This is a genomic window from Serratia aquatilis, assembly GCF_044865145.1.
Taxonomy (GTDB): Bacteria; Pseudomonadota; Gammaproteobacteria; order Enterobacterales; family Enterobacteriaceae; genus Chania; species Chania aquatilis.
Window position 1 is genome coordinate 428,142 of sequence record NZ_CP173186.1, and the last position, 25,115, is coordinate 453,256.

Here is a 25,115-nt window from a genome sequence, read left to right on the forward strand (position 1 = left end):
ATGTGATTCTGTGTTGCCGACGGTTCAGTACGCTGAACCTCTATGATTTATAAGAATTTTAATAAGGAGGCGCAGAGAGCCTGCGCCTGGGAATTAATCTATCATTCAAACAGATTGTGATGCAGCGTTTGGACCACACGTTCAGCATCGTCGCCTGGCACCAGGAAACAAAGGTTATAGCTGCTGGCACCGTAGCAAATCATGCGAATATTGAACGGATCCAGTACACCAAATACCTCTTTACCTACGCCACAAGCCTGAGAAAGCTTGTTGCCAATCAGCGCAATCAGAGCCAGGTTCTCTTCAACTTCCACCCGGCACAGTGAGGAGAGCTCGGTGAGTAGGGACGTGGTCAGCAGGCTACCTGCGGTGGTGGTAGACCCTGTGGTATCCATGGTCAGTGCAACACTGACTTCAGAGGTAGTGATCAGATCCACGGAGATATTGTGGCGCGCCAGAATGTTGAAAACTTCGGCCAGGAAACCGCGCGCATGCAGCATGTTCAAACTGTGTAGTGTGAGCAAGGTTTGTCTGCGGCGCAATGCCAATGCGCGGAACAATGGCGGGTTTTCTGTGGTATTGCATACCAGCGTACCACCAGCAGTTGGCTCTTTGCTCGAACCGACAAATACCGGAATATCGCTGCGCATGGCGGGCAACAAGGTGGCCGGGTGCAGTATTTTGGCACCGAAGGTGGCCATTTCCGCCGCTTCTTCAAAAGCAATTTTATCAATACGCTTGGCACCCGGCACTACACGTGGATCGGTGGTATAAATGCCCGGCACGTCTGTCCAGATATCTACGCGGCTGACGCTCAATGCTTCACCGAGCAGTGCGGCGGTGTAGTCGCTACCACCACGGCCCAGAGTAGTGGTGCGGCCCTTGGGTTCACAACCGATAAAGCCCTGAGTAATCACCAGAGCCTCTTGCAGACGCGGTTTTAATAATGTTTGTGCCAATTCCTTCAGCGCGGTGTTATCCGGTGTGGCGCGACCGAAGTGGTCATCGGTACGCATCACTTTGCGAACATCAAACCATTCTGCTTTGACCTGACGCCGGCGCAGGAGTTCTACAAACAGCAGCGTTGACATCAGTTCGCCGTGGCTGACCAATTCGTCTGTCAAAGCGGTAGACTTTGCCAAGGCGGCTGCTTCTGACAGCATGGTGATATTTTCCAGCATGCGGTCAATTTCATCGCGGATCACCGCCGGATTATCGAGACGCTCAAGAATAGCGTATTGAATGCGGCGGATTTCATCGATTTGGTAGATCCGTTTCTCGGCATCACAGCCTTCAGCCAATGCGACAAGCAGGTTAGTGATCCCGGCGGAAGCGGAAAGAACCACCAGACGAACATTGGGATTGGCAAGTATTACGTCGGCACTGCGATTCATAGCGTCGAAGTCGGCTACGCTGGTACCGCCGAATTTGGCTACGACTATCGCGTTCAGGGATATTGCTTGATTCATTTAAAACCTCGTGTCAGGGATGCCATTTCAGATGGCATTTAAATTCCATAGCCTTGGCACAAGGGAAGAGCGGTAAACAGGGAGCAGGCGTAGAGGTTAAAACTACGATACACCCAGAAGCGCCCCACCTTGCTGACCGCCCTCTCAGAGGTGGCCCATGGTGACAACCCAGGGGATTCAGCCCCTGTAGTCGACGTGCTGATTGCCGCTCGCATCACGTCTCGGCGTCGCTCCCCCTCCAGCGCCATCATAGGATTACGGCTCCTCTGACACTTTACCTGGGCGACGCGCCTCTTCTGGCTTGCACACCTAGTGCGCAAGTAGGTTGATAGAGATAACGGGTTTACACGCCGCTGTCAACGGGCATAGGTTGAGGGATTTTCAACTTAGGGCCATGCGAGCCTTGCTCGTTACACTTCTGGCATCGCATCTGCCCCAGCGGGAATATATTACCGCTACCGTGTTAGCGTAAAAAAGAATAACGCTTCCGATTTCAATTGCGTTTTCACCACACTGATAGCTGAAATAAAGAGGGTTTGTTGTCCAAAGGTAAAAATGAGGTGTTAACTTACGGCAGTTAACCGCTAACGCAAGAAAAGAGATCATAATCACAGGCGAACAGGCTACAATCGGCCAATCACTTCACATTCATTCTCAAGCATAAGAGCGTTGCCATGAAAAATATCAATCCTAGTCAAACCGCTGCTTGGCAAGCCCTGCAGCAACATTTTGAACAAATGAAGGACGTTCAGATCCGCGATCTGTTCGCTCAGGATAACGATCGTTTCTCCAGGTTCTCTGCCACTTTCAACGATCAGATGCTGGTGGATTACTCCAAAAACCGCATCACCACAGAAACCCTGGAAAAACTGCAGGCATTAGCCACAGAAACCGACCTGCACAGTGCAATCAAATCGATGTTTGCTGGCGAAAAAATCAACCGTACTGAGGATCGTGCGGTGCTGCATGTTGCGCTACGCAACCGTAGTAACATCCCGATCATCGTTGACGGCAAAGACGTCATGCCTGAAGTCAATGCGGTACTGGCGAAGATGAAGCAGTTCTGTGACCGCGTGATTGGTGGTGACTGGAAAGGCTATACCGGTAAGCCGATCACCGACGTGGTAAACATCGGTATTGGTGGTTCAGACCTCGGTCCTTATATGGCAACCGAAGCGTTACGTCCCTATAAAAACCACCTGAATATGCACTTTGTCTCCAACGTGGATGGCACACACATTGCCGAAACGCTAAAGACCCTGGATCCAGCGACTACGCTGTTCCTGGTAGCATCCAAGACCTTCACTACTCAGGAAACCATGACCAACGCCCACAGCGCGCGCGATTGGTTCCTGAATACCGCTGGCGATCAAAAACACGTGGCGAAACACTTTGCTGCGTTGTCGACCAATGGCAAAGCCGTTGCCGAGTTTGGCATTGACACTGACAACATGTTCGAGTTCTGGGACTGGGTGGGTGGGCGTTACTCTATGTGGTCGGCAATTGGTTTGTCTATCGCACTGTCTCTGGGCTTTGAAAACTTCGAACAGTTGCTGAGTGGTGCGCATGAGATGGATAAACACTTTGCGCAGACGCCAACGGAGCAAAACCTGCCGGTACTGTTGGCACTGATCGGTATCTGGTACAACAACTTCTTCGGCGCAGAAACCGAAGCAATTCTACCCTACGACCAATATATGCACCGTTTTGCCGCCTATTTCCAACAGGGCAACATGGAGTCTAACGGCAAAAACGTTGACCGCAACGGCAACCCGATAGACTACCAGACCGGCCCGATTATCTGGGGGGAGCCAGGTACCAATGGCCAGCATGCTTTCTATCAGCTGATTCATCAGGGCACCAAACTGGTACCTTGCGACTTTATTGCTCCAGCCATCAGCCACAATCCATTGAGCGATCATCACGCCAAGCTGTTATCAAACTTCTTTGCTCAAACGGAAGCGCTGGCGTTTGGTAAATCACTGGAAGTCGTAGAGGAAGAGTTTGCCGCACAGGGCAAAAAGCCTGAGGACGTCAAGCATGTTGCTCCATTCAAAGTGTTTGAAGGCAACCGTCCAACCAACTCCATTTTGATGCGGGAGATCACCCCGTTTAGCCTGGGTAGCCTGATTGCCCTGTATGAACACAAGATCTTTACCCAAGGGATCATCCTTAACATCTTTACCTTCGACCAATGGGGTGTTGAACTGGGTAAACAACTGGCGAACCGTATTCTGCCGGAACTGGCGGGTACAGAAGCGGTATCGAGCCATGACAGCTCCACCAATGGACTGATCAATCGCTTTAAAGCCTGGCGCTGATTGCCTGACCTGCGAAATATCCATGTGATGTTTTGACCTGATGCCGGTTTTATTGACCGGCATTTTTTTAACTCAAAAACTTATGCCACTATACTCAAAATAATTTGAGTTACGTGCAGGTGGCAAGTTCTTGAGTCACTGGCGCATAGATTGCCATGTGGCTAGGCGAAACTTGCCTTTAGCCGTCCACACATAGGCAATGTGAATATTATCTGGCGTGGTAGATTAGCGCTAAGCACTGAAATATAGTGGTGAGGCATGAGTGAAGTTGCTTTTGCCAAGCTTCAGATGATTCTTTCAGATATCTCTAATCTGCAACATGAAAAACTTTAGCTAGAGCGACTCAATATATTTACTATGCAGTAAATCTATTCTATTAGAAATATTAACTACATTAAGAGCGTGGGCTTTTTCCTAAATTCCCCAGGTGATTTTTTTTTAATTCTTAATTGTGTTATAAGAACCGAGGCTATCGGTCCTAGCTCAGCATACTTTCAAGGTGCAGAGGGTAGCTACCTTCGCTACTTGACCGTCAGTTGGCATTGCCTCTGGGCGGCTTTGCTGCATCTTTAAGTGCGAAGTGTCTATCATGAGACGTTTAGGAAAAGGTTCCTAAGGTACTTGATTCACCATTATAGAGAGGGTTTTGTATGAAAAAGGTATTGTATCCAGCATTAGTAGCGCTCGCTTTGCTCGGCGCTTCCAACTCTTGGGCTGCTTTCCCTGCTCTTGGGGCAAAGGGTAAAGCAATTGCTACAGGCGTGGGAGTAGTTGCGGTTGCGGCAGCTTGTGGTTTAGTGGCAGAAAACAGCGGTGATGACGAGGGTATCTCTCCTACTAGTGCTTCTATTACTACCACGACTAGAACGAAATAAACCGTAAAAGAATAACCGCACCTTGTGTTGCAGTGCAGGCAGTAAGTGGCGTCTGACGAGTTAACCTGAGTCAATGATGCGCTTGGTTGTAATTGCCAATAGCAGATTTCAAGGCTACGGTTAACAGCCCAATAGGGTTAGCTATGGAAGGCTGTCATACTACTTCTGTCGCTTCAGCTGCCAAGGCTATAAAGCGGTTATTCTTTTTTTTATCTACGTGCTGGGATTGCTCAATTGCGCTACCTACCTTTGTTATTCATATGCCTTTGTCTCCAGGCCTGTACGTCGTCACAAAAAAACGTTAATGATACTATCTATCATCTCTTATTTGAGTCGTCGGACATTGAACTGACAGATCAGGAGATCCAGAGCCTTTCCGTGCCTAGCGCGTATGTTCGTATTAATGGACAGCAACAGATAGTGATGGTGCTCGGCGCGTTTGAAAACGGCGAAGAAAAATGGGTCAGTCAGGACCGTACTCTGATGGTGTTAAGAAACGGACGAGTCGTCAAAACGCTGGAGTGGAATGATAATTTGCTCAGCGTCTCTAATCTTGAGCAAGATCCCTTGGCAGACCCAAGGCGATTGGTCGATGGAGCTAGTTGGTCATACATGCTCTCCTGGACTGAAGAAGGCCTGGTCCGTTCTGGCTACGCCAAATCCGTATTTCATCGATTAGCAGATGATCCTCTGGTTATTGGTGGGAAACGCCAGATGTACCATCTTATTGAAGAGAAGGTTGATGTTGATGACTTGGGCAAAAGCTGGGTGAATCGCTTTTGGATAGACCCTCAGACTGGCAAAGTGACTAAGTCATTGCAATCTCTGGGCGCGGACTATTTCCCGATTGAAATTACAATATTGAAGCAGAGGCATAATGAAAAAGATTAATCTGCTTTTCAGCGCATTACTGTGCCTGTTTATTAACGTTGCGATTGCAGATAGCCGAATAACGGTTTCCTATCCAGGCAAGGCATCGTTCACGTTAGAGAATGTGCCAACTTTAGAAGATCTGGTGGTTAACAACCCGGCCTTACCCGGCGATATTTGGTGGCAAGGTGCCGCAATTGCTGAACGCGGCGCAACCCAGATCCAGCAGCAGAAGAAACAACAGTTATTGGCCCGCCTTGCTCAGCTCAGTTCGCTCTTGCGGAGCGAGGATGATGCGTCCCTGGCGTCTACGGTAGACACTGTTCGTTCGCAAATTGCCGAGCTTAACGTTGTTGGCCGCCAATTTGTGCAACTTGATCCTGATTTTCTGCAGCTGCGTCCAGACCAAAACCATCGGTTGGTTGGAGAGTATCAGCTGTTTTTGGCACCAGCACCGCATAGCGTAAAGGTATTGGGGGCATTGGCGCCTAACGGCAAGCGAGATTACCTGCCTGGGAAAGACGTCAGCGATTACCTTGACGGGCTTAAGACTCTCAAGGGGTCTGAGAATAGTAACGCCTGGATTATCACTGCACAGGGGAAGGCGCAACCTGTTCCGATTGCCTACTGGAATCGGCAGCATAATGAATTGACGCCAGGGGATGTTTTATTTCTCGGGTTTGCCGTTTCCGCACTGCCTAAAGATTATAAAGACATCAACGAGCAAATTATTTCGTTATTGACGCACCGGATCCCAGACTGATGAAAAAACGTTACTTACTTAGCCTAGTTGCGCTGTCTGTTGCGAGCGCCTGTCAGGCGGCTTCATACCCGGCAATTCTTGGACCCTCTCAGACTGATTTCGGCGGTGTCGGTTTGCTGCAGACCCCAAGCGCCCGTATGGCAGAAGAGGGCGAATTCAGCTTTAACTACCGCGATAATGACCAATACCGTTTTTATTCTGTATCCATCCAACCGATGCCTTGGCTGGAAACGACCCTTCGCTACACCGATGTGCGGACGCGTAAATACAGTAATGATCCCTCTTTCAGCGGCGATCAGACTTATAAAGACAAATCCCTGGATGTGAAAGTACGCCTTTGGCAGGAAGGGTATTGGCTGCCGGATGTTTCTGTGGGTATGCGGGATATTGGTGGTACCGGGCTGTTTGACGGTGAATATCTGGTTGCAAGCAAAGCCTGGGGCCCGTTGGATTTTACCTTGGGTATGGGGTGGGGCTATCTGGGTAACAGCGGCAATATCAGGAATCCGTTGTGTGACGTCGGTAACCGTTTTTGCCACCGTGAAAATGGCGAGATTACTACTGGTACAGTTGATATCAGCAGTTCTTTCCGGGGGCCCGCCTCGCTGTTTGGCGGGGTTGAGTATCAAACGCCCTGGCAGCCACTGCGCCTGAAAATGGAATATGAGGGTAATGACTATCGCGGTGATTTTGCGGGTAAACTCAAGCAGGACAGTAAGTTCAACTTTGGCGCCGTCTATCGCATAACGGATTGGGCTGATGTTAATGTGAGTTATGAGCGTGGGAATACCTTTATGACCGGGTTTACCTTACGCACCAATTTTAATCAATTATCACAAACTCATCTTGATCAGCCAAAACCTGACTACCAGCCTAGCCCGCAGGGCAAAGTGTTGGAGCAGAATGTGGTGGCCAATCAACTGAGCGATCTTGAGGATAATGCGGGCTTTGCTGCGCCTAAGATCCAGGTTAAAGATAATACCCTTTACATGACAGGTGCGCAGACCAAATACCGTTATTCTGAGGAAGGGGTTGATCGGGCGAACCGTATTCTGATGAATCATCTTCCAGAAGGTATAGATACACTGGAGGTGACTGAAACGCGTAACAACATGCCGCAAGTCACCACGCGTACCGATGTGAAGAGCTTACGTGCCCAACTGGAAGGGTACCCATTGGGGCATGAGCAGGTGCTGCAGCAGAAACGCATCGATCCTCAACTGCCACAAGAGACGCAGCAAGGTTATTACATCAAAGATGATGCGTTACGTTTCACACTATCTCCTACGTTAACCCAATCGATAGGGGGATCCGAGTCATTCTATATGTACCAGATTGGGTTATTGGGCAGTGCCAGTTGGTGGGTGACGGACCATTTATTAACCAGCGGCAGCGTATTTGCTAACCTGACGAACAACTACGATAGATTTAACTATACGGCTCCGCCGCCAGACTCCCAGTTGCCTCGCGTACGTACCTATATTCGCGAGTACGTTCAAAACAATGTATATATCAACGATCTGCAAACCAACTACTTCCAGTCCTTTGGTAATGGCTTATATGGTCAGGTCTATGGGGGATATCTGGAGAGTATGTTTGGTGGCGTCGGTGCAGAAATGTTGTATCGTCCTCTGGATAGCCAATGGGCGGTCGGCGTCAATGCCAACTGGGTGAAACAGCGTGATTGGAAAGACATGATGCGCTTCGCGGACTACGATGTCGTGACAGGCCATGTTACCGGGTATTGGAGACCGCCTTTTGCTGATGATATACAGGTTGCAGTGAGCGTAGGTCAGTATCTGGCCAAAGACAAAGGTGCAACCGTCGATATTGCTAAGCGCTTTGACAGCGGTGTTTTGGTTGGTGCTTATGCCACTATGACAAACGCTTCACGGGAAGAGTATGGTGAAGGGTCATTCACCAAGGGTTTCTACATTTCAATCCCGTTAGAGTTGATGACCGTTACGCCTTCGCGCAACCGTGTCCAGGTCAACTGGTCACCACTCACTCGCGATGGTGGTCAGATGCTGGGGCGCAAATATCGGTTGTATGGCATGACTTCCGATCGGGATATTAATTTCCGCTAGTTGTGTCTATCTCGGAGGGATCTTGCATGATCCCTCCGCTTAAATCCTAGCAACTTCAAGCTGTGGCTTACCGCTTCACCTCCATTGTTGAAAATTCCCTCTGCGAACCGACGCTTGTCGCCTTTTTGCTGCAACCTGAATTATTTAATATATAGGCTGGCGGCAAGTTTTAAGAAAAGCCGATGTTGGCGTTTTTCTCAAATAAACAATTAGTCGATAGGGGTAGTCATGGCAAACACATCGCGTTCGCTGGTGGTAGCGAAGGGATTGCAGCGGGTATTAAATCTCGGATTGTTGCTGTTGGCGGCAATTCTGGTGGTTTTTTTAGTTAAGGAAACCTTTCATTTAGCCAAAGTGCTATTTGTTAACAATGAGGCGTCCTCTTCATATCTGCTGATTGAAGGGATTGTGATTTATTTCCTTTACTTCGAATTTATCGCCTTGATTGTCAAGTATTTTGAGTCGGGATATCATTTTCCGCTGCGCTACTTTATCTACATTGGTATTACCGCGATTATTCGTTTGATCATCGTTGATCACAAAAACCCTTTCGATACGCTGATTTATGCCGGAGCAATTTTACTACTGGTCGTGACGTTGTACCTGGCTAACAGTGACCGGCTGAAACGGCAGTAAGGTAAACTGACAGGGATAAAAATGGCGGCCCAGCGAAGGCCGCCAAAGACACAGGTTGTTTCAAGCTACGGTGTCGTTCTCATCCTCTAGCCAACTCCGGTGAATGGGCACGGTTATATAACTTGAAGTCCATAGGGCAAAGCGAGAAAAATACATCAAAAGTATTGCAGCGATCTTTACAGCATCGGGCTCAAACGAGCCCGATATAAAACTAGCCTTTCACACCTCCAGCTGTCAGGCCCCCAACCAACCAACGTTGTGCCAACAAGAACACGGCAGTGATCGGGATTGCCGACAGCACCGCAGCAGCAGCAAAGTCGCCCCACAGGTAGTTTTGCGGGTTGAGGTATTGCTGCATACCCACGGCTAACGTGTAGCTGTCTACGTCACGCAACAACAGGGAAGCGACTGGCACCTCGGTGACCGCAGCGATAAACGACAGAATAAATACTACTGCCAGAATCGGTACGGAAAGTGGTAGCAACACCAGACGGAATGCCTGCCACGGTGTGGCACCATCCAGTGCGGCAGCTTCTTCCAGCGAGTTATCGATGGTTTCGAAATAGCCTTTAATCGTCCAGACATGCAGCGCAATACCGCCCATATAGGCAAAAATTACCCCGCCATGCGTATTGAGGCCGATAAAAGGAATGTACTGCCCCAGACGATCGAACAGCGCATACAGTGCCACCAGCGACAGGACTGCTGGGAACATCTGGAAGATCAGCATGCTTTTCAGCAGGGTACTCTTACCGCGAAAACGCATGCGGGCAAACGCATAGGCACAAGTGGTGGAGAGCGTCACGATGCCTACGGCGGTGATCGCCGCAACCTTAACCGAGTTCCACAGCCACAACAGCACCGGGAAGGGCGGCGGGGTTACGCTACCATCGGCATGGGTAATGCTCATGCCTAATGCTAACCGCCAGTGATCCCAAGAGATCTGATCCGGGATCAGACTACCGGTGGCAAAGTTGCCGGAGCGCAGCGATATTGCCACCACCATTAGCAGCGGGAACATAATCAGAGCAATAAAACTGAGCATCAGAAGGTGGGTGATCCACAGACGTACTCGCTGTGATTTAGGTTGTACCATGGCCATTATCGTTTTCCCTTAGTCAAAGTTCATCTTGCTGGCTTTCAGATTCAAGATCGCCAGTGCGCCAACTAACAGGAATATCAGCGTAGCAATAGCAGCCGCCAGCCCGAAGTCTTGTCCGCCACCGCCTTCAAACGCGATGCGATAGGTGTAGCTCACCAACAGATCGGTATAACCGGCAGGGGTTGTGGTACCGATCATGTCTGGCCCACCACGAGTTAGCAGTTGGATCAGAACAAAGTTGTTAAAGTTGAAGGCAAAACTGGCGATCATCAGCGGCGTCAACGGCTTGATTAACAGCGGCAGAGTGATGCGGAAAAAGTTCTGCATCGGGCTTGCGCCATCCATCGCCGAGGCTTCATACAGATCGTCCGGGATCGCTTTCAGCAGCCCCATGCATAGGATCATCATGTACGGGTAGCCTAGCCAGGTGTTAACGATCAGGATCATGCTTTTGGCCGTTATCGGATCGGTAAACCAGGCCGGTTTGATACCAAACAGCGCACTGAGCATCAGGTTGATTTCACCAAAGCTCTGGTTGAACAACCCTTTGAATATCAGGATCGAGATAAATGAAGGTACGGCATAGGGCAGGATAAGCAGAACCCGATACACCGCTTTACCTTTCAGCGCTTCCCACTGCACGACGCAAGCCAACACCATACCAACGGCAACGGTGAGGATAACGGTCATTACCGAGAACATCACGGTCCACACAAAGATAGAAACGAACGGTTTCTGAATACCCTCATCGTTTAGCACGCGTAAGAAGTTTTTCCAGCCGATGGTTACGGTAAAGCCAGGGCTGAGGGTATCTTTTGCCCAACTACCGTCGGCATTAATCGCCTGATAGAAACCAACCTCCGGGTTGGGGCGGTATTGGATCTGGGTCTGGTTATCCGTTAGCGTTTTGCCATCCTGATCCAGCGTGTATAGCGGGCTGGTACCGGAGAACTGACGCAGGGAACTCATGCGCAACTCGCCACCGTCCGGTAAGGTTGCAACGAGCTGGCCCAGAGCTTGACGATTCAGGGTAATATCACGCAATGTCGCGCGCTCACCGCCAGGCTCGCTATTTTCCACCGCCAGTTTCACCGTTTGCGCGGTGTTGCCACTCAGGCTGAAGGGCTCGGAAATCAACAATTGGTCATTGTCAGGATGAGTTAACTGCAGACGCCACTGCTGGTTTGCCGCTGGGTACAGCGTAAAAGAAAAAGTCTTCCCCGTTTGGAACTGGCGCTGCATAAGCACGGACTGAGCCCGTTCAAAGGTCAGTTGGTTCGTGCTGCTGTAGTTGGTGAAAGCGATAGCGATGGTACAGATCAGTGGGAACAGTACGAACAACCCCATACCGGCGATGCCAGGATAGACATAGCGCCAGGCATAAGCGCGGCGGTTGGCGAACACGTAGAGTCCGGCGCTGACCAATACCAGCGTCAGAATGGCAAACAGATATTCTCCCTGCGCATACATCAACACAATCAGATAGCAGGTCGCCAGACTGAACAGGCCAACAAACAGCCACTTCAGTAAGTCGCTCTGCCACCACTTCGATTTTCTTCGCGCTGGCAAACCGGCGTGAGCTAATTGCATAGGGCATTCCTTTCTGGGGTATTACAGCGGGATGCATTGGCACCCCGCACAACGAACTACGTGTTGATGGCAGTGGCAGGCACTGCCAGGCTATTACTTGGTAATACGGGTATGTGCATCTTCCAGCGCGGCTTTCACTGTCTGGCGGCCGGTGATGGCGTTAATCACGGCACTACGCATTGCATACCAGAATGTACTCATCTGCGGGATATTTGGCATGATTTCGCCGTTTTGCGCGTTCTGCATGGTTGCTGCAATTCTTGGATCTTTCGCCAGTTGTTCCTGGAACGATTTCAGCGCTACTGCACCCAATGGCTTGTCTTTATTTACCTCAGCCAGACCTTGATCGGTCAGCAGGTAGTTTTCCAGGAACTCGGTTGCCAGTTCTTTGTTCGGGCTGGCAGCGTTGATGCCTGCAGTAAGTACGCCAACAAAGGGTTTGGACGGTTTGCCCTGGAAGGTTGGCAGCAGTGTTACACCATAATTGATTTTGCTCTGCTCAATGTTGTTCCAGGCCCATGGACCGTTGATGGTCATCGCCGTTTGGCCTTTGTTGAATGCACCCTCGGCAATTGAGTAATCAGTATCGGCGTTGATGTGCTTGTTCTTCACCAGGTCGACAATAAACTGTAAACCAGCCTGTGAGCCGGCATTCGCTACGCCCACGTCTTTGATGTTGTACTTACCATCTTCGAATTTAAAGGCGAATCCGCCATCGGCGGCGATGATTGGCCAAGTGAAGTAGGGTTCCTGCAAGTTCCACATGATGGCGCTCTTGCCTTTGGCACGCAGCTCTTTATCCAGTGCAGGGATCTCTTCCCAGGTTTTTGGCGCGTCTTTGATCAGATCTTTGTTATAAATCAGAGAGAGTGCTTCAACTGCGATCGGGTAGCCGATCATTTTGCCGTCAAAACGAACCGCATCCCAAGTGAACGGATAGATTTTTTCCTGGAAAGCCTTGGAAGGATGGATTTCTGCTAACAGGCCGGACTGGGCATAACCACCAAAGCGGTCATGTGCCCAGAAGATGATGTCTGGGCCGTCACCGGTTGCGGCAACCTGTGGAAATTTCTCTTCCAACTTGTCCGGGTGCTCAATGGTTACTTTGATGCCGGTGTCTTTCTCAAACTTTTTACCCACCTCAGCCAGGCCGTTGTAACCTTTGTCGCCGTTGATCCAGATAACCAGTTTACCTTCTTCGATTTTGGCAAAGGCTGAAGAGGAGAGTACCAGCGTTGTTAACGCAGAAAGCGTAAGCGCGCGTACGGTTTTTGTCATGCTGCGATTCATAATCCAATCCTTTTATGTGCACTGCGGTAAGGAGAGCGGTTTCGCGCCCATAGTGGGTCACAAACCGCCATATTCTCATCCTCCCCCCATCTACGCCCCATACTCAAGTTGTGTGATCTGGCTTGCAAAGCGTTCTATTCTGTGGCGTTAAACACCAAAATGATGGGTGTTTTTTGCTAGGAAGATCACATATTTGCTTGATGGTGGGAACTTTAGTTGTTCATCGTCGTTCTCTCATCCTCCCATCTCCTCCCCCATGAAAAATCCTGTTACGGATGATTACCCATTCTTGCCATTAACGCACTATCGGCAGCATTGTTTTTAACCGCATGTGCAGCAGAGGCCTGGATCTATGTCGTCAATGTCTACCGCTACTCATCCTACGTTGTACCGGATCCATCCGGTCAGTTTCCGCGATGGGGACGGTGATGGTGTTGGCGATGAACACGGCATGATGGCCGCACTGCCTTACCTGAAGACGCTGGCGGTCGATGGTTTGCTGTTGCCAGCAGCGTTACCGGCCAGGACTGAGGCAGAAGTGGTTGGGCATGGATTGGCACTTTGGCACGGTGAAGGCGTTAGCCGTATCTGCCGTACAGCGGCACCACAACAGCACTATACGCGCCGTGCTTTGGCACTCGAGGTGGCGCCTTTCAGTATCGAAAAACTGGTCTCAGTGTTGAATGCTCATCGTAACCGACTGGCTGAAAACATCTGGAGTACCGGCGAAGTCGATCAGCCGCGTGTTGTCAGCCATTGGGGGCAGGGCGACCTCCGTTCGGCTCAGGCCTTTCTGACGCTGCTGGCATTGTTGCCAGCACCGATCTGTCTCTATCAAGGCGAGGAGCTGGGGTTGCCGCATGCGGCGAATTTGCAGGACCCAAACGGAGCGCAAACACCCATGCCATGGCATGAGGCGCCGGAACAGGTCACCGCAGGTGAAATTCATTGGTATCAACAAGTGGCAATCGAACATCGGGCGCTGGCGATCAGCCGTCAACAGCAGGATAGCCACTCAACTTTACGTTATTGCCAGGCCTTATTGGCGCTGCGTAAATTGCCGGTGATCCAGTATGGCGAGCTGGGCCCTGTCAGTCAGGAAAATGGTGTACTTCGTTTACTTATTACCCATCAAGATCAATGCGTTGAAGCGCTAATCAATCTGCAACCTTATACTCAGCCGGTTGTGCCGTCTGAGGCGACTGTTCCTCTGGATTGGCAGATGGCGCAGAGCCAAGAAGGTCATCAATGGTTTTTGGCGGGTTTTGCATCCGCCATTTTTACACGAAATGTTAACTGCGAAAGCAGGGGAGTAACGCATGGCTAGCGTCACACTGCGCAGCGTTTATAAGGCCTTTGGCGAGGCTGTGATTTCCAGGGACGTCAATCTGACCATCGATGATGGTGAGTTTGTGGTATTCGTAGGGCCATCGGGCTGCGGTAAATCGACGCTGCTACGCATGATTGCCGGGTTGGAAGATATCACCTCCGGCGATCTGTTCATCGGTGAAAAACGCATGAATGAGGTACCACCCTCCGAACGTGGTATCGGCATGGTGTTTCAATCCTATGCGCTCTATCCGCACCTGTCCGTGGCCGACAACATGTCATTTGGCCTGAAGCTGGCAGGGGCAAAAAAGGCGGAAATCACTCAGCGCGTCAACCAGGTTTCAGAAGTATTACAACTGGCACACTTATTGGACCGTCGACCAAAAGCACTGTCTGGCGGGCAACGTCAGCGTGTAGCTATTGGCCGTACGTTGGTGGCAGAGCCTGATGTGTTCCTGTTGGACGAACCGCTTTCCAACCTGGATGCTGCCCTGCGCGTACAGATGCGTATTGAGATCTCACGCCTGCACAAACGTTTGCAGCGCACCATGATTTACGTCACCCATGACCAGGTCGAGGCGATGACACTGGCCGACAAAATCGTGGTACTGGACGCTGGGCGCGTTGCCCAGATCGGCAAGCCGCTGGAACTGTATCACTACCCGGCCAACCGCTTTGTTGCGGGCTTCATCGGCTCACCAAAAATGAATTTCCTGCCGGTCAAGGTTACCGCCGTGGAACACAATCGCGTGCAGGTTGAACTGCCAATGCCTAACCGCCAACTGGTGTGGCTGCCGGTTGAATCTGAGGGCGTAGAAGTTGGGGCCAATCTGTCGTTGGGTATTCGCCCTGAACATCTGCTACCGAGCTCTGAATCAGCAGTCGCGCTGATGGGGGAAGTTCAGGTGGTGGAACAGCTCGGCAATGAAACCCAGATTCATATTCAAATTCCAGAAATCCGTCAGAACCTGGTGTACCGCCAGAACGACGTGGTGCTGGTAGAAGAAGGTGCAACATTCGCTATAGGGTTGCCGCCGCACCGCTGCCACTTGTTCCGTGAGGACGGTACAGCGTGTAAACGGCTGCATCAGGAACCGGGCGTTTAAAGCATCAAAGTTTGTATAACAGGAGAATAATGATGACTACTCTGCGCAAACTTCCTTTGGCGCTGGCTATTGCCGCGGGAGTTTTATCTACACAAGCAATGGCAGTGGATTTCCATGGTTACGCACGTTCCGGTATCGGTTGGACCGGTAGCGGTGGTAAACAACAATGCTTCCAGGCTACCGGAGCACAAAGCAAGTATCGTCTTGGTAACGAATGCGATACATATGCGGAATTAAAGCTGGGTCAAGAGTTGTGGAAAGACGGTGATAAGAGCTTTTACCTGGACTCCAACCTAGCTTACGGTATCGATCAGGAAAATGACTGGGAAGCTACCAATCCTGCTTTACGTGAAATCAACGTACAGGGTAAAAACCTGATTGCTGCATTACCAGGCGCTAACATCTGGGCGGGTAAGCGTTTTTATCAGCGTCATGATGTCCATATGATCGACTTCTACTACTGGGATATCTCTGGCCCGGGTGCCGGTCTGGAAAACGTCGATCTGGGCTTTGGTAAACTGTCGTTTGCCGTTACCCGTAGTACAGAAGAAGGCGGATCATATCGCTGGATTAACAACCAGCTTTCAGATGAGTCTAAAACTTCTAACGACGTATACGATGTGCGCTTGGCAGGATTGGAAACCAACCCTGGTGGTACGTTGGAACTCGGTTTCGACTATGGCAGGGCAAATACTGCAGACGATTTCAAGCTGGCCGAAGGTGCATCTAAAGATGGCGTAATGGCCACGTTAGAACACACTCAGAGTATGTTCGGCGGCTTTAACAAGTTCGTTGTGCAGTACGCTACCGACTCAATGACTTCATGGAACTCAGGCCACAGCCAGGGTGCCAGCGTCAATAACGACGGCCATATGCTGCGTTTGTTGGACCACGGCGCAGTGAAGATGGGCGACGATTGGGAAATGATGTACGTCGGTATGTACCAGAACATCAATCTGGACAACGACAACGGAACTACCTGGTACACCGTGGGTATCCGTCCAATGTACAAGTGGACTCCAATCATGAGTACGCTGTTTGAAGCTGGCTATGACAACGTCCGGTCTCAAAAAACCGACGATCGCAACAGCCAGTATAAACTGACCTTGGCTCAACAGTGGCAGGCGGGTGACAGCATTTGGTCGCGTCCGGCACTGCGTGTTTTCGCCACCTATGCCAACTGGGATGAAAAGTGGGGCAATGTCAACGGGGTAGCGGTCAATAATGGCGGCCGTGGCAGTGATAGTGAAGTGACCTTCGGTGCGCAATTCGAGGCCTGGTGGTAATCAGTAGACATGCAGCTGGCCGAGAGGTGTGGCTGCATTAATCCTTCATTAATCAGTTTGGCTGACGTGCGCTCTTGCCAGTTGCACGTCAGTCTTCCCGCCTCTTTTTGGAAGGGCTATTACAATGAAAAAAAATCTACTCGCTTTATACCTGTCACTGGTCTGCGGTTCAGCATTACCGCTGATGGCACAAGCCGCGTCATTCAATGCTCCTGCGGATATATCGGTTGCACCAACCATCTCCCACGAGACTTTACAAAAGTTGTCCTGGACGCCGGTAATACCGCCAGCCAGTGAGAGTTTTAAAATTACTGATTCGAGTCAGAGAGTGACTCAAGGTGATATTCAGGGGCAAGTGGCCGGTTTTACCCTGCCTGCTGACCGCGGTACCTTGGAAATTACCCTCAGCAGTCTGGTAAATGATCGTAGCCTGTTTTCACCTAGCGTACTGGTATTGGATGAACAGTTACGGCCTGCCGCATTTTATCCCAGCAGTTACTTTCCGTACGAACGTGCGGGTGTGATGTCCAGCGACCGCTTGGAAGGCACCATAAAATTGACCCCCGCGTTGGGGCAAAAACAGATTTACCTACTGGTCTACACAACCCGCCAGGATCTAGCGACAACTACTCAACTCCTCGATCCCGCCAAGGCTTATGCAATGGGTGTAGGCAATGCGGTGCCTGATATTCCCGATCCAATTGCCCGACATAGTCCAACGGGGGAACTGAATCTGAAAGTTCGCTCAGAGCAGAATATGGGGAGCGTCATGATTGGCTTGCCGCTGGTCAGTTCCCCAGCACCTGCGCCAGTTGTTGTTGGCTCTGCCGCATCGCCAGTTGCTGCTCCAGCCCCAACCTCTTCAGCGCCGTCTGAGCCAATGCTCAATGATACCGAAGCTTACTTCAATAACGGCATCAAACAGGCAGTCAAGGCTGGCGATATTGATAAAGCACTAAAACTGATGAATGAGGCTGAAAAACTGGGTTCTACTACTGCACGTGATACATTTATTGGCAGTGTGAAAGGCAAGGGGTAATACCCCACACCGTCGATGCTGGCTTTATGATTGGTGCGTTTCGGCGCACCTTTTTTGCCTGTCGCTGAGTTATTTCCCAACAACGGCGTAGCGTTTTCCTCCCCATCCTTCAGGTTAAGCACCAGACAGACTTCTTAACGAATCGACCTGCCGCTTTCGTATTTCTGCGTTACAATAGCAACCTGTTAACGATTTGTATTGTCTGGAACGAGGCCATTCTGCGCGGTTTCCGGCATGGAGTAGAACAATGTCTGGTAATAGGGATTCCATCCTACCGCCCATTGAGTGGTTGTCTGAGCACTCCTCAATACCTGCTTCTGTCAGTGACTGGCTGATGGAACTGGGATCCATGACCCGCCGTTTCGAAGGCCATTGTGGTCGCGTGCATGTAGAACCGCAGCGCGAATGTTTTGTTACGCGTGACAGCCTGACCGAAGAGGCCACGCATCTACCGCATAGTGAGCGTTATTGGTTGCGTGAAATCGTACTGCTGGGGGATGGGGAACCCTGGTTATTGGGGCGGACAGTGATCCCGTTGGAAACGCTGACCGGACCGGACCAGGCGCTGGTGGATCTGGGAACCGTGCCACTAGGCCGCTATTTGTTCAGTAGTGACAGCCTGACCCGTGATTATATCAACGTTGGCCGCCAGAATGCATTGTGGGCGCGGCGTTCCCGGCTCTGCCTGGCGGGGAAACCACTGTTGCTGACGGAGCTATTTTTACCGGCTTCTCCACTGTACGCCGTGGAAAAGGGTACTCCGGTATGATAATGGGAGAAAAATCGTGGAAGGGAGCGTAGTTCAAAGTAAGTGGCAGGCCTATAGCCACCTGATGCGCATTGATAAACCCATCGGCACGCTGTTGTTGCTTTGGCCTACATTATGGGCACTTTGGCTAGCGGGAGAAGGGGTTCCATCATTCTCGGTGTTGCTGGTTTTTGTGCTTGGCGTCTTTCTAATGCGTGCTGCCGGATGTGTGGTGAACGACTATGCTGACCGCGCATTTGATGGGCATGTGAAGCGCACGGCTGGGCGGCCAATGCCCAGTGGCCGCGTCAGTGAAAAAGAAGCCAAAATTCTGTTTGTTTCATTGGTACTGATTTCTTTTGCACTGGTACTGACACTGAATAGCATGACTATTTGGCTGTCGTTGGCGGCATTGGCGCTGGCTTGGATTTACCCGTTTATGAAGCGGGTTACCAATCTGCCGCAGGTGGTACTCGGTGCGGCATTTGGCTGGTCGATCCCCATGGCTTATGCTGCGGTCAGTGAGTCGCTCCCCTTGAGCTGCTGGTTGCTGTTCATGGCGAATATTTGCTGGACGGTGGCTTACGATACCCTGTACGCCATGGTCGACCGCGATGACGATTTAAAGATTGGTATCAAGTCTACGGCCGTGCTGTTTGGCCGTCATGACAAGTTAATTGTCGGTATACTGCAGTTTGTTACGCTGTTGCTGATGCTTGGTGTGGGTTGGTTGATGCATCTGGGGGGCGCGTTTTATTGGTCGCTGCTGTTGGCTGGCGCACTGTTTATTCATCAACAAAAGCAGATAGTCAGCCGCGATCGCGACGCCTGCTTCCGGGCCTTTCTGAATAACAACTATGTCGGGCTGGTGCTGTTTATCGGTATTGCGCTCAGCTATCTCTGATTACCCTGCTGCAGAGGTAAAAAGGGCACCCATTGGGTGCCCACAGACTGCTGACAAACCCCGTTATTAGGGAGAGCGTGCCGATGGGGTCGTAACGGCGTAAGCCGTCGGAGCGCCCCTCGGTGCGCTAGGCCCGAGTATCTCGGGTCAGAAGGCGACTTTGTCATCAACCTCTGGGCACCCATTGGGTGCCCAGTCAGTCGGTAACCTGCGTTACTCGTCTTCTTTTTCCGTTTTGGCTGCTATCTGCGGCGTGCTGGTTTCTTCCGGCATACTGACGCTTTCTATCGTCAGCTTGATTTCCGGGGTGATCAGATCGCTCAGAATGGTGTAGACCTCCATCGTATGCTCGCGGACGGCATCTCCACTGTCACTGATATAGCCTTCTTCTCGCAGGGTGGCCACCAGGGTGGAGAACACCTCTTTGTCGAAGAACTCTGGCGCGTTGATGCCATGCAGCACCGACAGACGTTGCGCCATAATGCGGCTCTCTTTCTCCAGCGCCCCGCGGTTGATACTTGGATTTGCGCTGAGGATCGACATGGCGATCGCATAGCGCTGCAAGGTTTCACGCACACCGGCAGCCAGCAGTTGCAGTGGACGGATACGTGCCGGGTTCAGCACCAGATCGTCCCCTTTATCACAGATCAACCTTTGACGTGCCAGCTCATCGATCAACGGCTGCAGTACCTGCGGCAATTGATCTTTCTCGTAACGCAGGAACAGCTCAGCTTTCAACATCGGATAAATCAGGCTCACCTGACGCAACAGTTCAACCCGTGACACGCGGCGGTGATGCATCACGATAGTAGCAATCAGCGATGGCAGAACCAGCAGGTGGTGGATGTTGTTCCGGTAGTACGTCATCAGTACTGCCTGTTCGCGCGGCAGAATGATGATGTCACCGATATTATCCTTTTCCACCTCGAACTTGTTCATGTTCAACGCGTGATCCAACAACTGTTCCGGCGTTTGTGAAGGCACCGTTACGTCACGAGCATAAGGCGCATTACGCATCAGTTGCAGGTAGCAATCCAACTGCTCAATCAATTGCTCACGGGTCAGCGAACGCTGGCGCGAGGCCAATAATGCTGTGGAGCACAGATTCATGGCGTTGGCAGCGGCAGCGTTGTTGATGCGTACCATGATCTGGCTCGCCAGATCGTTGACCACTGGCGTCAACCAGCTTGGGCGTGGGGTATCGATTGGATCGATGGAGTCGCGCCACTGCGGGACGTGATGGTTAAGGTAAGAAGTTAATGACAGCGGCTCACCAAAATTGACGTAACCCTGGCCGAGGTTGCGCAGTTTGCGCAGGCCACGCAGCATCTGCAACAGGCTCTCTTTCTCCTTGGTCGCCCCGCGCAACTCTTTGGCGTAGGTACCCACTTCCATCACATGCTCGTAGCCGATGTAAATGGGAACCAACGTGATTGGGCGAGTGCCGCCACGCAACATGGCCTGGATAGTCATTGAAAGAGTTCCGGTCTTCGGATCCAGCAGGCGGCCAGTCCGGGAACGTCCCCCCTCAACAAAGTATTCAACCGAGTAACCGCGCGTGAACAACTCACCGAGATATTCACGAAAGACGGTGGAATAGAGTTTGTTACCTTTGAAAGTCCGACGGATAAAGAACGCGCCCAAGCGACGGAAAATCGGCCCGGCAGGCCAGAAATTCAAGTTGATACCCGCAGCAATGTGCGGTGGCACCAGCCCTTGGTGGTAGAGCACATAAGAAAGTAGCAGATAATCCATATGGCTGCGGTGGCAGGGGACATAGACAATCTCGTGGCCATCTTGCGCCAATTGACGCACGCGCTCAGCATTGGTGACGTTGATGCCCTGATACAAACGGTTCCAAGTCCAACTGAGTACACGATCGGACAGACGCACCGCTTCATAGGAGAAGTTGGCGGCAATCTCTTCCATCAATGCAATCGCATTCTGCTGCGCTTTTTCGTGAGAGATCTTTTTACTGCGCGCCTCGTCTTCAACGGCTTTTTCAATCGCCTTGGAAGCCAGCAGTTTATTGAACAGATCCTGGCGGTCAGGCAGGCTAGGCCCGACGGCGGCCAAACGCTGGCGCGAGAAGTGCATACGTGCCACACGAGCCAGTTTCTGTGCTATAGATTTATCTGTACCGTGTTCGGTTGCCATGCGGCGTAAAGAAACGGTATTGGAGAAGCGGACAAAGCTGTCTCGGCCCAACCATAATACGGCAAAGAATTTCTGCACACCGTTCAGCAGACGCAGCTGTGGTGCCCCATGGCCTTCGCGCCCCGGCGAGCGGCCAAACATTACCGATACCGGCAACATCTGAATATCAAGGTCCGAGTTGCTACGATGCAGGTCCAGATAATCATGGAACAGTTTTACCGACTCTTCTTTAGGCGTGTAATAACGGAATACACGCGGACCATCGTGAATAAACACGTGGCTAGGCAGAATGGTGCCATCGATTTCGAGCGGTTTAAGGGGGTCGGGCAGATCTTGCTCCAGGCACTGGGTGCGCAGAGTCAACAAATCCGCTTTGGAATTATAGGGTAAAACGTACAAAATCGGCCGAGAGGGATCCAACCCTAACTCCGTGACCGGATCTGAAGGGATAACCTTACTTTTTACCAACAGTTTCATTGGTAAACTCAATAACTTATAATAAATTATACGCCAACCTGACATAACAACATGAAGCCTCTTGTTAGCAATCCGCCGCAAGCATACCAGAAACCGGAAAATGGGTCTTTGGTGTTGGGAAATCCAGAGCCATCAAGGGCAAAGGATAGACTTAACTAGATTATACCGCATGCATGCCAGCTTGCAGCACTGACCACTGCGTTACTCAGTAAATAGCAAGTCATAAGCCCGCAGCCTGAATGATGGTGGCTATATCACTTACCTCTGTAAAAGGTGCTCTTAACATGGCAAATCAAGCAACTGGCCTGAAGCGTATCGTCAAAGCCGTGGGTTATTCATATAAAGGGTTATCCGCCGCCTGGCACAATGAAGCCGCATTCCGTCAGGAACTGGTTGCCGCCGTGCTGGCTATCATACTGGCGAGCTGGCTGGATGTCGGGGCGATAGCGCGCATTTTATTAATTGGTTCGGTGCTGCTGGTGATGATTGTCGAAATACTCAACAGTGCTATTGAGGCTGTGGTTGATCGTATCGGGACGGACTATCACGAATTATCAGGGCGAGCAAAAGACATGGGCTCTGCGGCGGTATCGTTGGCGATTATTCTGGCGTTGTTTGTTTGGGGCTCGGTGCTTTGGCTGCATTTCGTTGGAAACTGAAGCGATAATGTTGTCAATGGGGGCGCTAATCCCTGATTTTTATTCATTCTTAGGTTCCCAATCAAGAGTTACCTGTATATACTCACAGCAAGACTGTATAAACAAACAGGGGGCGGAATGAAAGCACTAACGACCAGACAGCAAGAGGTCTATGACCTGATTCGCGATCATATTTCTCAAACGGGTATGCCACCGACGCGTGCCGAGATCGCAACACGTCTGGGGTTCCGTTCGCCAAATGCTGCTGAAGAGCATCTGAAGGCGCTGGCCCGCAAAGGCGTAATCGAGATCGTCTCCGGTGCCTCTCGTGGTATCCGCTTGCTGATGGAAGAAGAAGAGGGGTTGCCTTTGGTTGGCCGTGTCGCGGCAGGTGAGCCTCTACTGGCTCAGCAACATATCGAAGGGTACTTTAAAGTCGATCCTTCCCTATTCAAACCTAATGCCGATTTCCTGTTGCGCGTTAGCGGTATGTCAATGCGCGATATTGGCATTCTCGACGGTGATTTGCTGGCGGTGCATAAAACCCAGGATGTGCGTAACGGCCAGGTAGTTGTCGCCCGTATTGAAGACGAAGTCACTGTAAAACGCTTGAAGAAGCACGGTAACGTTGTTGAGCTACTGCCTGAAAACAGTGACTTTCAGCCGATAGTCGTTGATCTGCGTCAGCAGAATTTTACTATCGAAGGCTTGGCCGTTGGCGTGATCCGCAACGGTAACTGGATTTAAGCGTTACAACCGATATACTCGCCATACTTCAAGTTGCATGTGCATGTGCGTTGGCTTTCCTCACTCACCCCAGTCACTTGACTTGCGTAAGCTCCTGGGGATTCGTTGCGTTGCCGCCTTCTTGCAACTCGAATTATTTAGAGTATGTAGCCGCCCATTTTATCTGCCGGCATGTTTCAGGTTACGGCCATTAAAGCGGCTGATTGAAAGATGACGGATATATCGCCCCAGCTAGCTCTGGGGCGATATCTTTTCTGAACCCCTATCCAACTTACTTTCCTCGGGAACATATCGCTATGCGCCTGTTTTCTGCTTTCACCAGTGATACCGATAAAGCCCTGTGGCGTCTGGCACTGCCGATGATCTTTTCCAATATAACGGTTCCCTTGCTTGGCCTGGTGGATACAGCCGTTATCGGTCATCTTGACAGCCCGAGCTATCTTGGTGGTGTCGCCGTCGGTTCAATGGTGACCAGCTTCCTGTTTATGCTAATGCTGTTTTTGCGCATGAGCACTACCGGCCTCACAGCACAGGCGTTGGGAGCACAAGACCCACTGAAATTGGCACGCGCTTTTATGCAACCATTTTTACTGGCTCTGTTGGCAGGGATGACTATCGTGGTGTTGCGTACGCCGTTGATCTCGCTGGCGCTGCACGTAGTGGGTGGCGATAGGGAAGTGTTGGCGCAAGCAAAACTATTTCTGGAGATCCGCTGGTTGAGTGCCCCTGCGGCATTAGCCAATATGGTGCTGTTGGGCTGGTTGTTGGGGGTTCAGTATATACGTGCACCGGTAATTTTACTGATTAGCGGTAATCTGCTGAACATCGTATTGGATATCTGGCTGGTGATGGGACTGGGCTGGAATGTTCAGGGGGCGGCTGCAGCAACGGTGGTTGCCGAGTATGCAACCTTGCTGCTGGGACTATATTTGGCATGGCGGGTATTACGTTTACGCGGTATTTCGCTGGCAATGTTGCGTACCGCCTGGCGTGGCAATCTGCGCCAGCTATTGGCGCTTAACCGCGACATTATGCTGCGCTCGCTATTACTGCAACTCTGTTTTGCTGCCCTTACCATCCTAGGGGCCCGCATGGGGGGAAACGTGGTGGCGGTTAATGCGGTGCTAATGAATTTGCTGACGTTTACTGCCTACGCTCTAGATGGTTTTGCTTACGCGGTAGAGGCCCACTCGGGCTATGCCTATGGTGCACGGGACGATCGTCAATTGCGCCGAGTATGGCGTGCTGCTTGTCGGCAAGCGTGTCTGGTCGCATGTGGTTTTGCCATAGTTTACCTGATTGCCGGGCAGCAGATTGTGGCAGCATTGACTTCATTGCCCGAGCTTCGCGAACTGGCCAGTCATTATCTACCTTGGCAGGTTGTGCTACCTCTGGTGGGTGTTTGGTGCTATTTGCTGGATGGCATGTTTATCGGTGCCACCCGTGGTACTGAAATGCGCAACAGTATGGCAGTGGCGGCGATTGGCTATGGGCTTACCCTGCTGACCCTGCCGGTATTGGGTAACCATGGTTTGTGGTTAGCTCTGGCAGTATTTCTGGCGCTGCGAGGTGCCGCGTTGGGTTGGATATGGCACCGCCATAGTGTTCAGGGCACCTGGTTTCCGCCAGCAGCTAATTTGCGATGAGACTTAACGCGTTTGGCTGGCGGACCTGCGGACTT

Annotated in this window: 20 protein-coding genes and 1 riboswitch; of the genes, 15 read left to right on the top strand and 5 right to left on the bottom strand. The window is 51.1% G+C overall.

What is annotated here, in order from left to right:
• Positions 1-101 precede the first annotated feature (101 nt).
• Positions 102-1,469, bottom strand: coding sequence for a lysine-sensitive aspartokinase 3 (gene lysC, locus SAQUA_RS01900; RefSeq protein ID WP_380677240.1), 1,368 nt, complete (start codon positions 1,467-1,469; stop codon positions 102-104).
• A 109-nt stretch (positions 1,470-1,578) separates the two neighbouring features.
• Positions 1,579-1,773, bottom strand: a riboswitch (Lysine riboswitch).
• A gap of 370 nt (positions 1,774-2,143) precedes the next feature.
• Between lysC and pgi the strand changes: the two genes are divergently transcribed.
• The 6 genes from pgi to psiE all read left to right on the top strand — a co-directional run bounded on the left by pgi (position 2,144) and on the right by psiE (position 9,021).
• A complete protein-coding gene (pgi, locus tag SAQUA_RS01905) occupies positions 2,144-3,790 on the top strand; it encodes a glucose-6-phosphate isomerase (protein ID WP_380677242.1) in 1,647 nt (548 codons plus the stop codon).
• Between the two features lie 650 nt (positions 3,791-4,440).
• Complete coding sequence (locus tag SAQUA_RS01910; RefSeq protein WP_380677244.1) at positions 4,441-4,665, top strand: hypothetical protein; 225 nt, start codon at positions 4,441-4,443, stop codon at positions 4,663-4,665.
• A 249-nt stretch (positions 4,666-4,914) separates the two neighbouring features.
• Positions 4,915-5,556 carry a YjbF family lipoprotein gene (locus SAQUA_RS01915; protein WP_380678210.1) on the top strand — a complete coding sequence of 214 codons (642 nt, stop codon included), beginning with the start codon at positions 4,915-4,917 and terminating at the stop codon, positions 5,554-5,556.
• On the top strand, positions 5,543-6,298 hold the full coding sequence (locus SAQUA_RS01920; RefSeq protein WP_380677246.1) for a capsule biosynthesis GfcC D2 domain-containing protein: 756 nt from the start codon (positions 5,543-5,545) through the stop codon (positions 6,296-6,298). The genes SAQUA_RS01915 and SAQUA_RS01920 overlap by 14 nt, the downstream gene beginning before the upstream one ends.
• Positions 6,298-8,385, top strand: a complete 2,088-nt coding sequence (locus SAQUA_RS01925; protein ID WP_380677248.1) for a YjbH domain-containing protein — start codon at positions 6,298-6,300, stop codon at positions 8,383-8,385. The genes SAQUA_RS01920 and SAQUA_RS01925 overlap by 1 nt, the downstream gene beginning before the upstream one ends.
• Before the next feature lie 228 nt (positions 8,386-8,613).
• Positions 8,614-9,021 carry a phosphate-starvation-inducible protein PsiE gene (gene psiE / locus SAQUA_RS01930; RefSeq protein WP_380677250.1) on the top strand — a complete coding sequence of 136 codons (408 nt, stop codon included), beginning with the start codon at positions 8,614-8,616 and terminating at the stop codon, positions 9,019-9,021.
• 211 nt (positions 9,022-9,232) lie between these two features.
• Here the strand turns inward: psiE and malG are convergent, their stop codons facing one another.
• From malG to malE, 3 genes are all read right to left on the bottom strand, one after another.
• Positions 9,233-10,123 (bottom strand): maltose ABC transporter permease MalG, encoded by an 891-nt coding sequence (malG, locus tag SAQUA_RS01935; protein ID WP_380677252.1) that lies wholly within the window; start codon positions 10,121-10,123, stop codon positions 9,233-9,235.
• Positions 10,124-10,135: 12 nt separating this feature from the next.
• The gene (gene malF / locus SAQUA_RS01940; RefSeq protein WP_380677254.1) at positions 10,136-11,713 is read right to left on the bottom strand and encodes a maltose ABC transporter permease MalF; all 1,578 of its coding nucleotides are present in this window, start codon (positions 11,711-11,713) and stop codon (positions 10,136-10,138) included.
• A gap of 93 nt (positions 11,714-11,806) precedes the next feature.
• Positions 11,807-13,003: a maltose/maltodextrin ABC transporter substrate-binding protein MalE gene (malE, locus tag SAQUA_RS01945; protein WP_380677256.1), complete on the bottom strand. Its 1,197-nt coding sequence runs from the start codon at positions 13,001-13,003 to the stop codon at positions 11,807-11,809.
• A gap of 352 nt (positions 13,004-13,355) precedes the next feature.
• Between malE and SAQUA_RS01950 the strand changes: the two genes are divergently transcribed.
• From SAQUA_RS01950 to ubiA, 6 genes are all read left to right on the top strand, one after another.
• Positions 13,356-14,330, top strand: coding sequence for an alpha-amylase family glycosyl hydrolase (locus SAQUA_RS01950; RefSeq protein ID WP_380677258.1), 975 nt, complete (start codon positions 13,356-13,358; stop codon positions 14,328-14,330).
• Positions 14,323-15,438, top strand: coding sequence for a maltose/maltodextrin ABC transporter ATP-binding protein MalK (malK, locus tag SAQUA_RS01955; protein WP_380677260.1), 1,116 nt, complete (start codon positions 14,323-14,325; stop codon positions 15,436-15,438). The genes SAQUA_RS01950 and malK overlap by 8 nt, the downstream gene beginning before the upstream one ends.
• A 32-nt stretch (positions 15,439-15,470) precedes the next feature.
• The gene (locus SAQUA_RS01960) at positions 15,471-16,724 is read left to right on the top strand and encodes a maltoporin (RefSeq protein WP_380678212.1); all 1,254 of its coding nucleotides are present in this window, start codon (positions 15,471-15,473) and stop codon (positions 16,722-16,724) included.
• A gap of 124 nt (positions 16,725-16,848) precedes the next feature.
• Entirely contained in the window at positions 16,849-17,763 is a 915-nt protein-coding gene (gene malM, locus SAQUA_RS01965; RefSeq protein WP_380677262.1) for a maltose operon protein MalM, read from the top strand.
• 247 nt (positions 17,764-18,010) lie between these two features.
• Complete coding sequence (gene ubiC / locus SAQUA_RS01970; protein ID WP_380677264.1) at positions 18,011-18,532, top strand: chorismate lyase; 522 nt, start codon at positions 18,011-18,013, stop codon at positions 18,530-18,532.
• 16 nt (positions 18,533-18,548) lie between these two features.
• Positions 18,549-19,415, top strand: coding sequence for a 4-hydroxybenzoate octaprenyltransferase (ubiA, locus tag SAQUA_RS01975; protein WP_380677266.1), 867 nt, complete (start codon positions 18,549-18,551; stop codon positions 19,413-19,415).
• Positions 19,416-19,628: 213 nt separating this feature from the next.
• Here ubiA and plsB read toward each other — a convergent pair whose 3' ends face one another.
• On the bottom strand, positions 19,629-22,094 hold the full coding sequence (gene plsB / locus SAQUA_RS01980; protein ID WP_380677268.1) for a glycerol-3-phosphate 1-O-acyltransferase PlsB: 2,466 nt from the start codon (positions 22,092-22,094) through the stop codon (positions 19,629-19,631).
• Between the two features lie 239 nt (positions 22,095-22,333).
• Here plsB and SAQUA_RS01985 point away from each other — a divergent pair, with 239 nt between their 5' ends.
• From SAQUA_RS01985 to dinF, 3 genes are all read left to right on the top strand, one after another.
• Positions 22,334-22,708 (top strand): diacylglycerol kinase, encoded by a 375-nt coding sequence (locus tag SAQUA_RS01985; protein WP_380677270.1) that lies wholly within the window; start codon positions 22,334-22,336, stop codon positions 22,706-22,708.
• 117 nt (positions 22,709-22,825) lie between these two features.
• Entirely contained in the window at positions 22,826-23,434 is a 609-nt protein-coding gene (lexA, locus tag SAQUA_RS01990; protein ID WP_380677272.1) for a transcriptional repressor LexA, read from the top strand.
• Positions 23,435-23,730: 296 nt separating this feature from the next.
• A complete protein-coding gene (dinF, locus tag SAQUA_RS01995; RefSeq protein ID WP_380677274.1) occupies positions 23,731-25,080 on the top strand; it encodes an MATE family efflux transporter DinF in 1,350 nt (449 codons plus the stop codon).
• Positions 25,081-25,115: the final 35 nt, after the last annotated feature.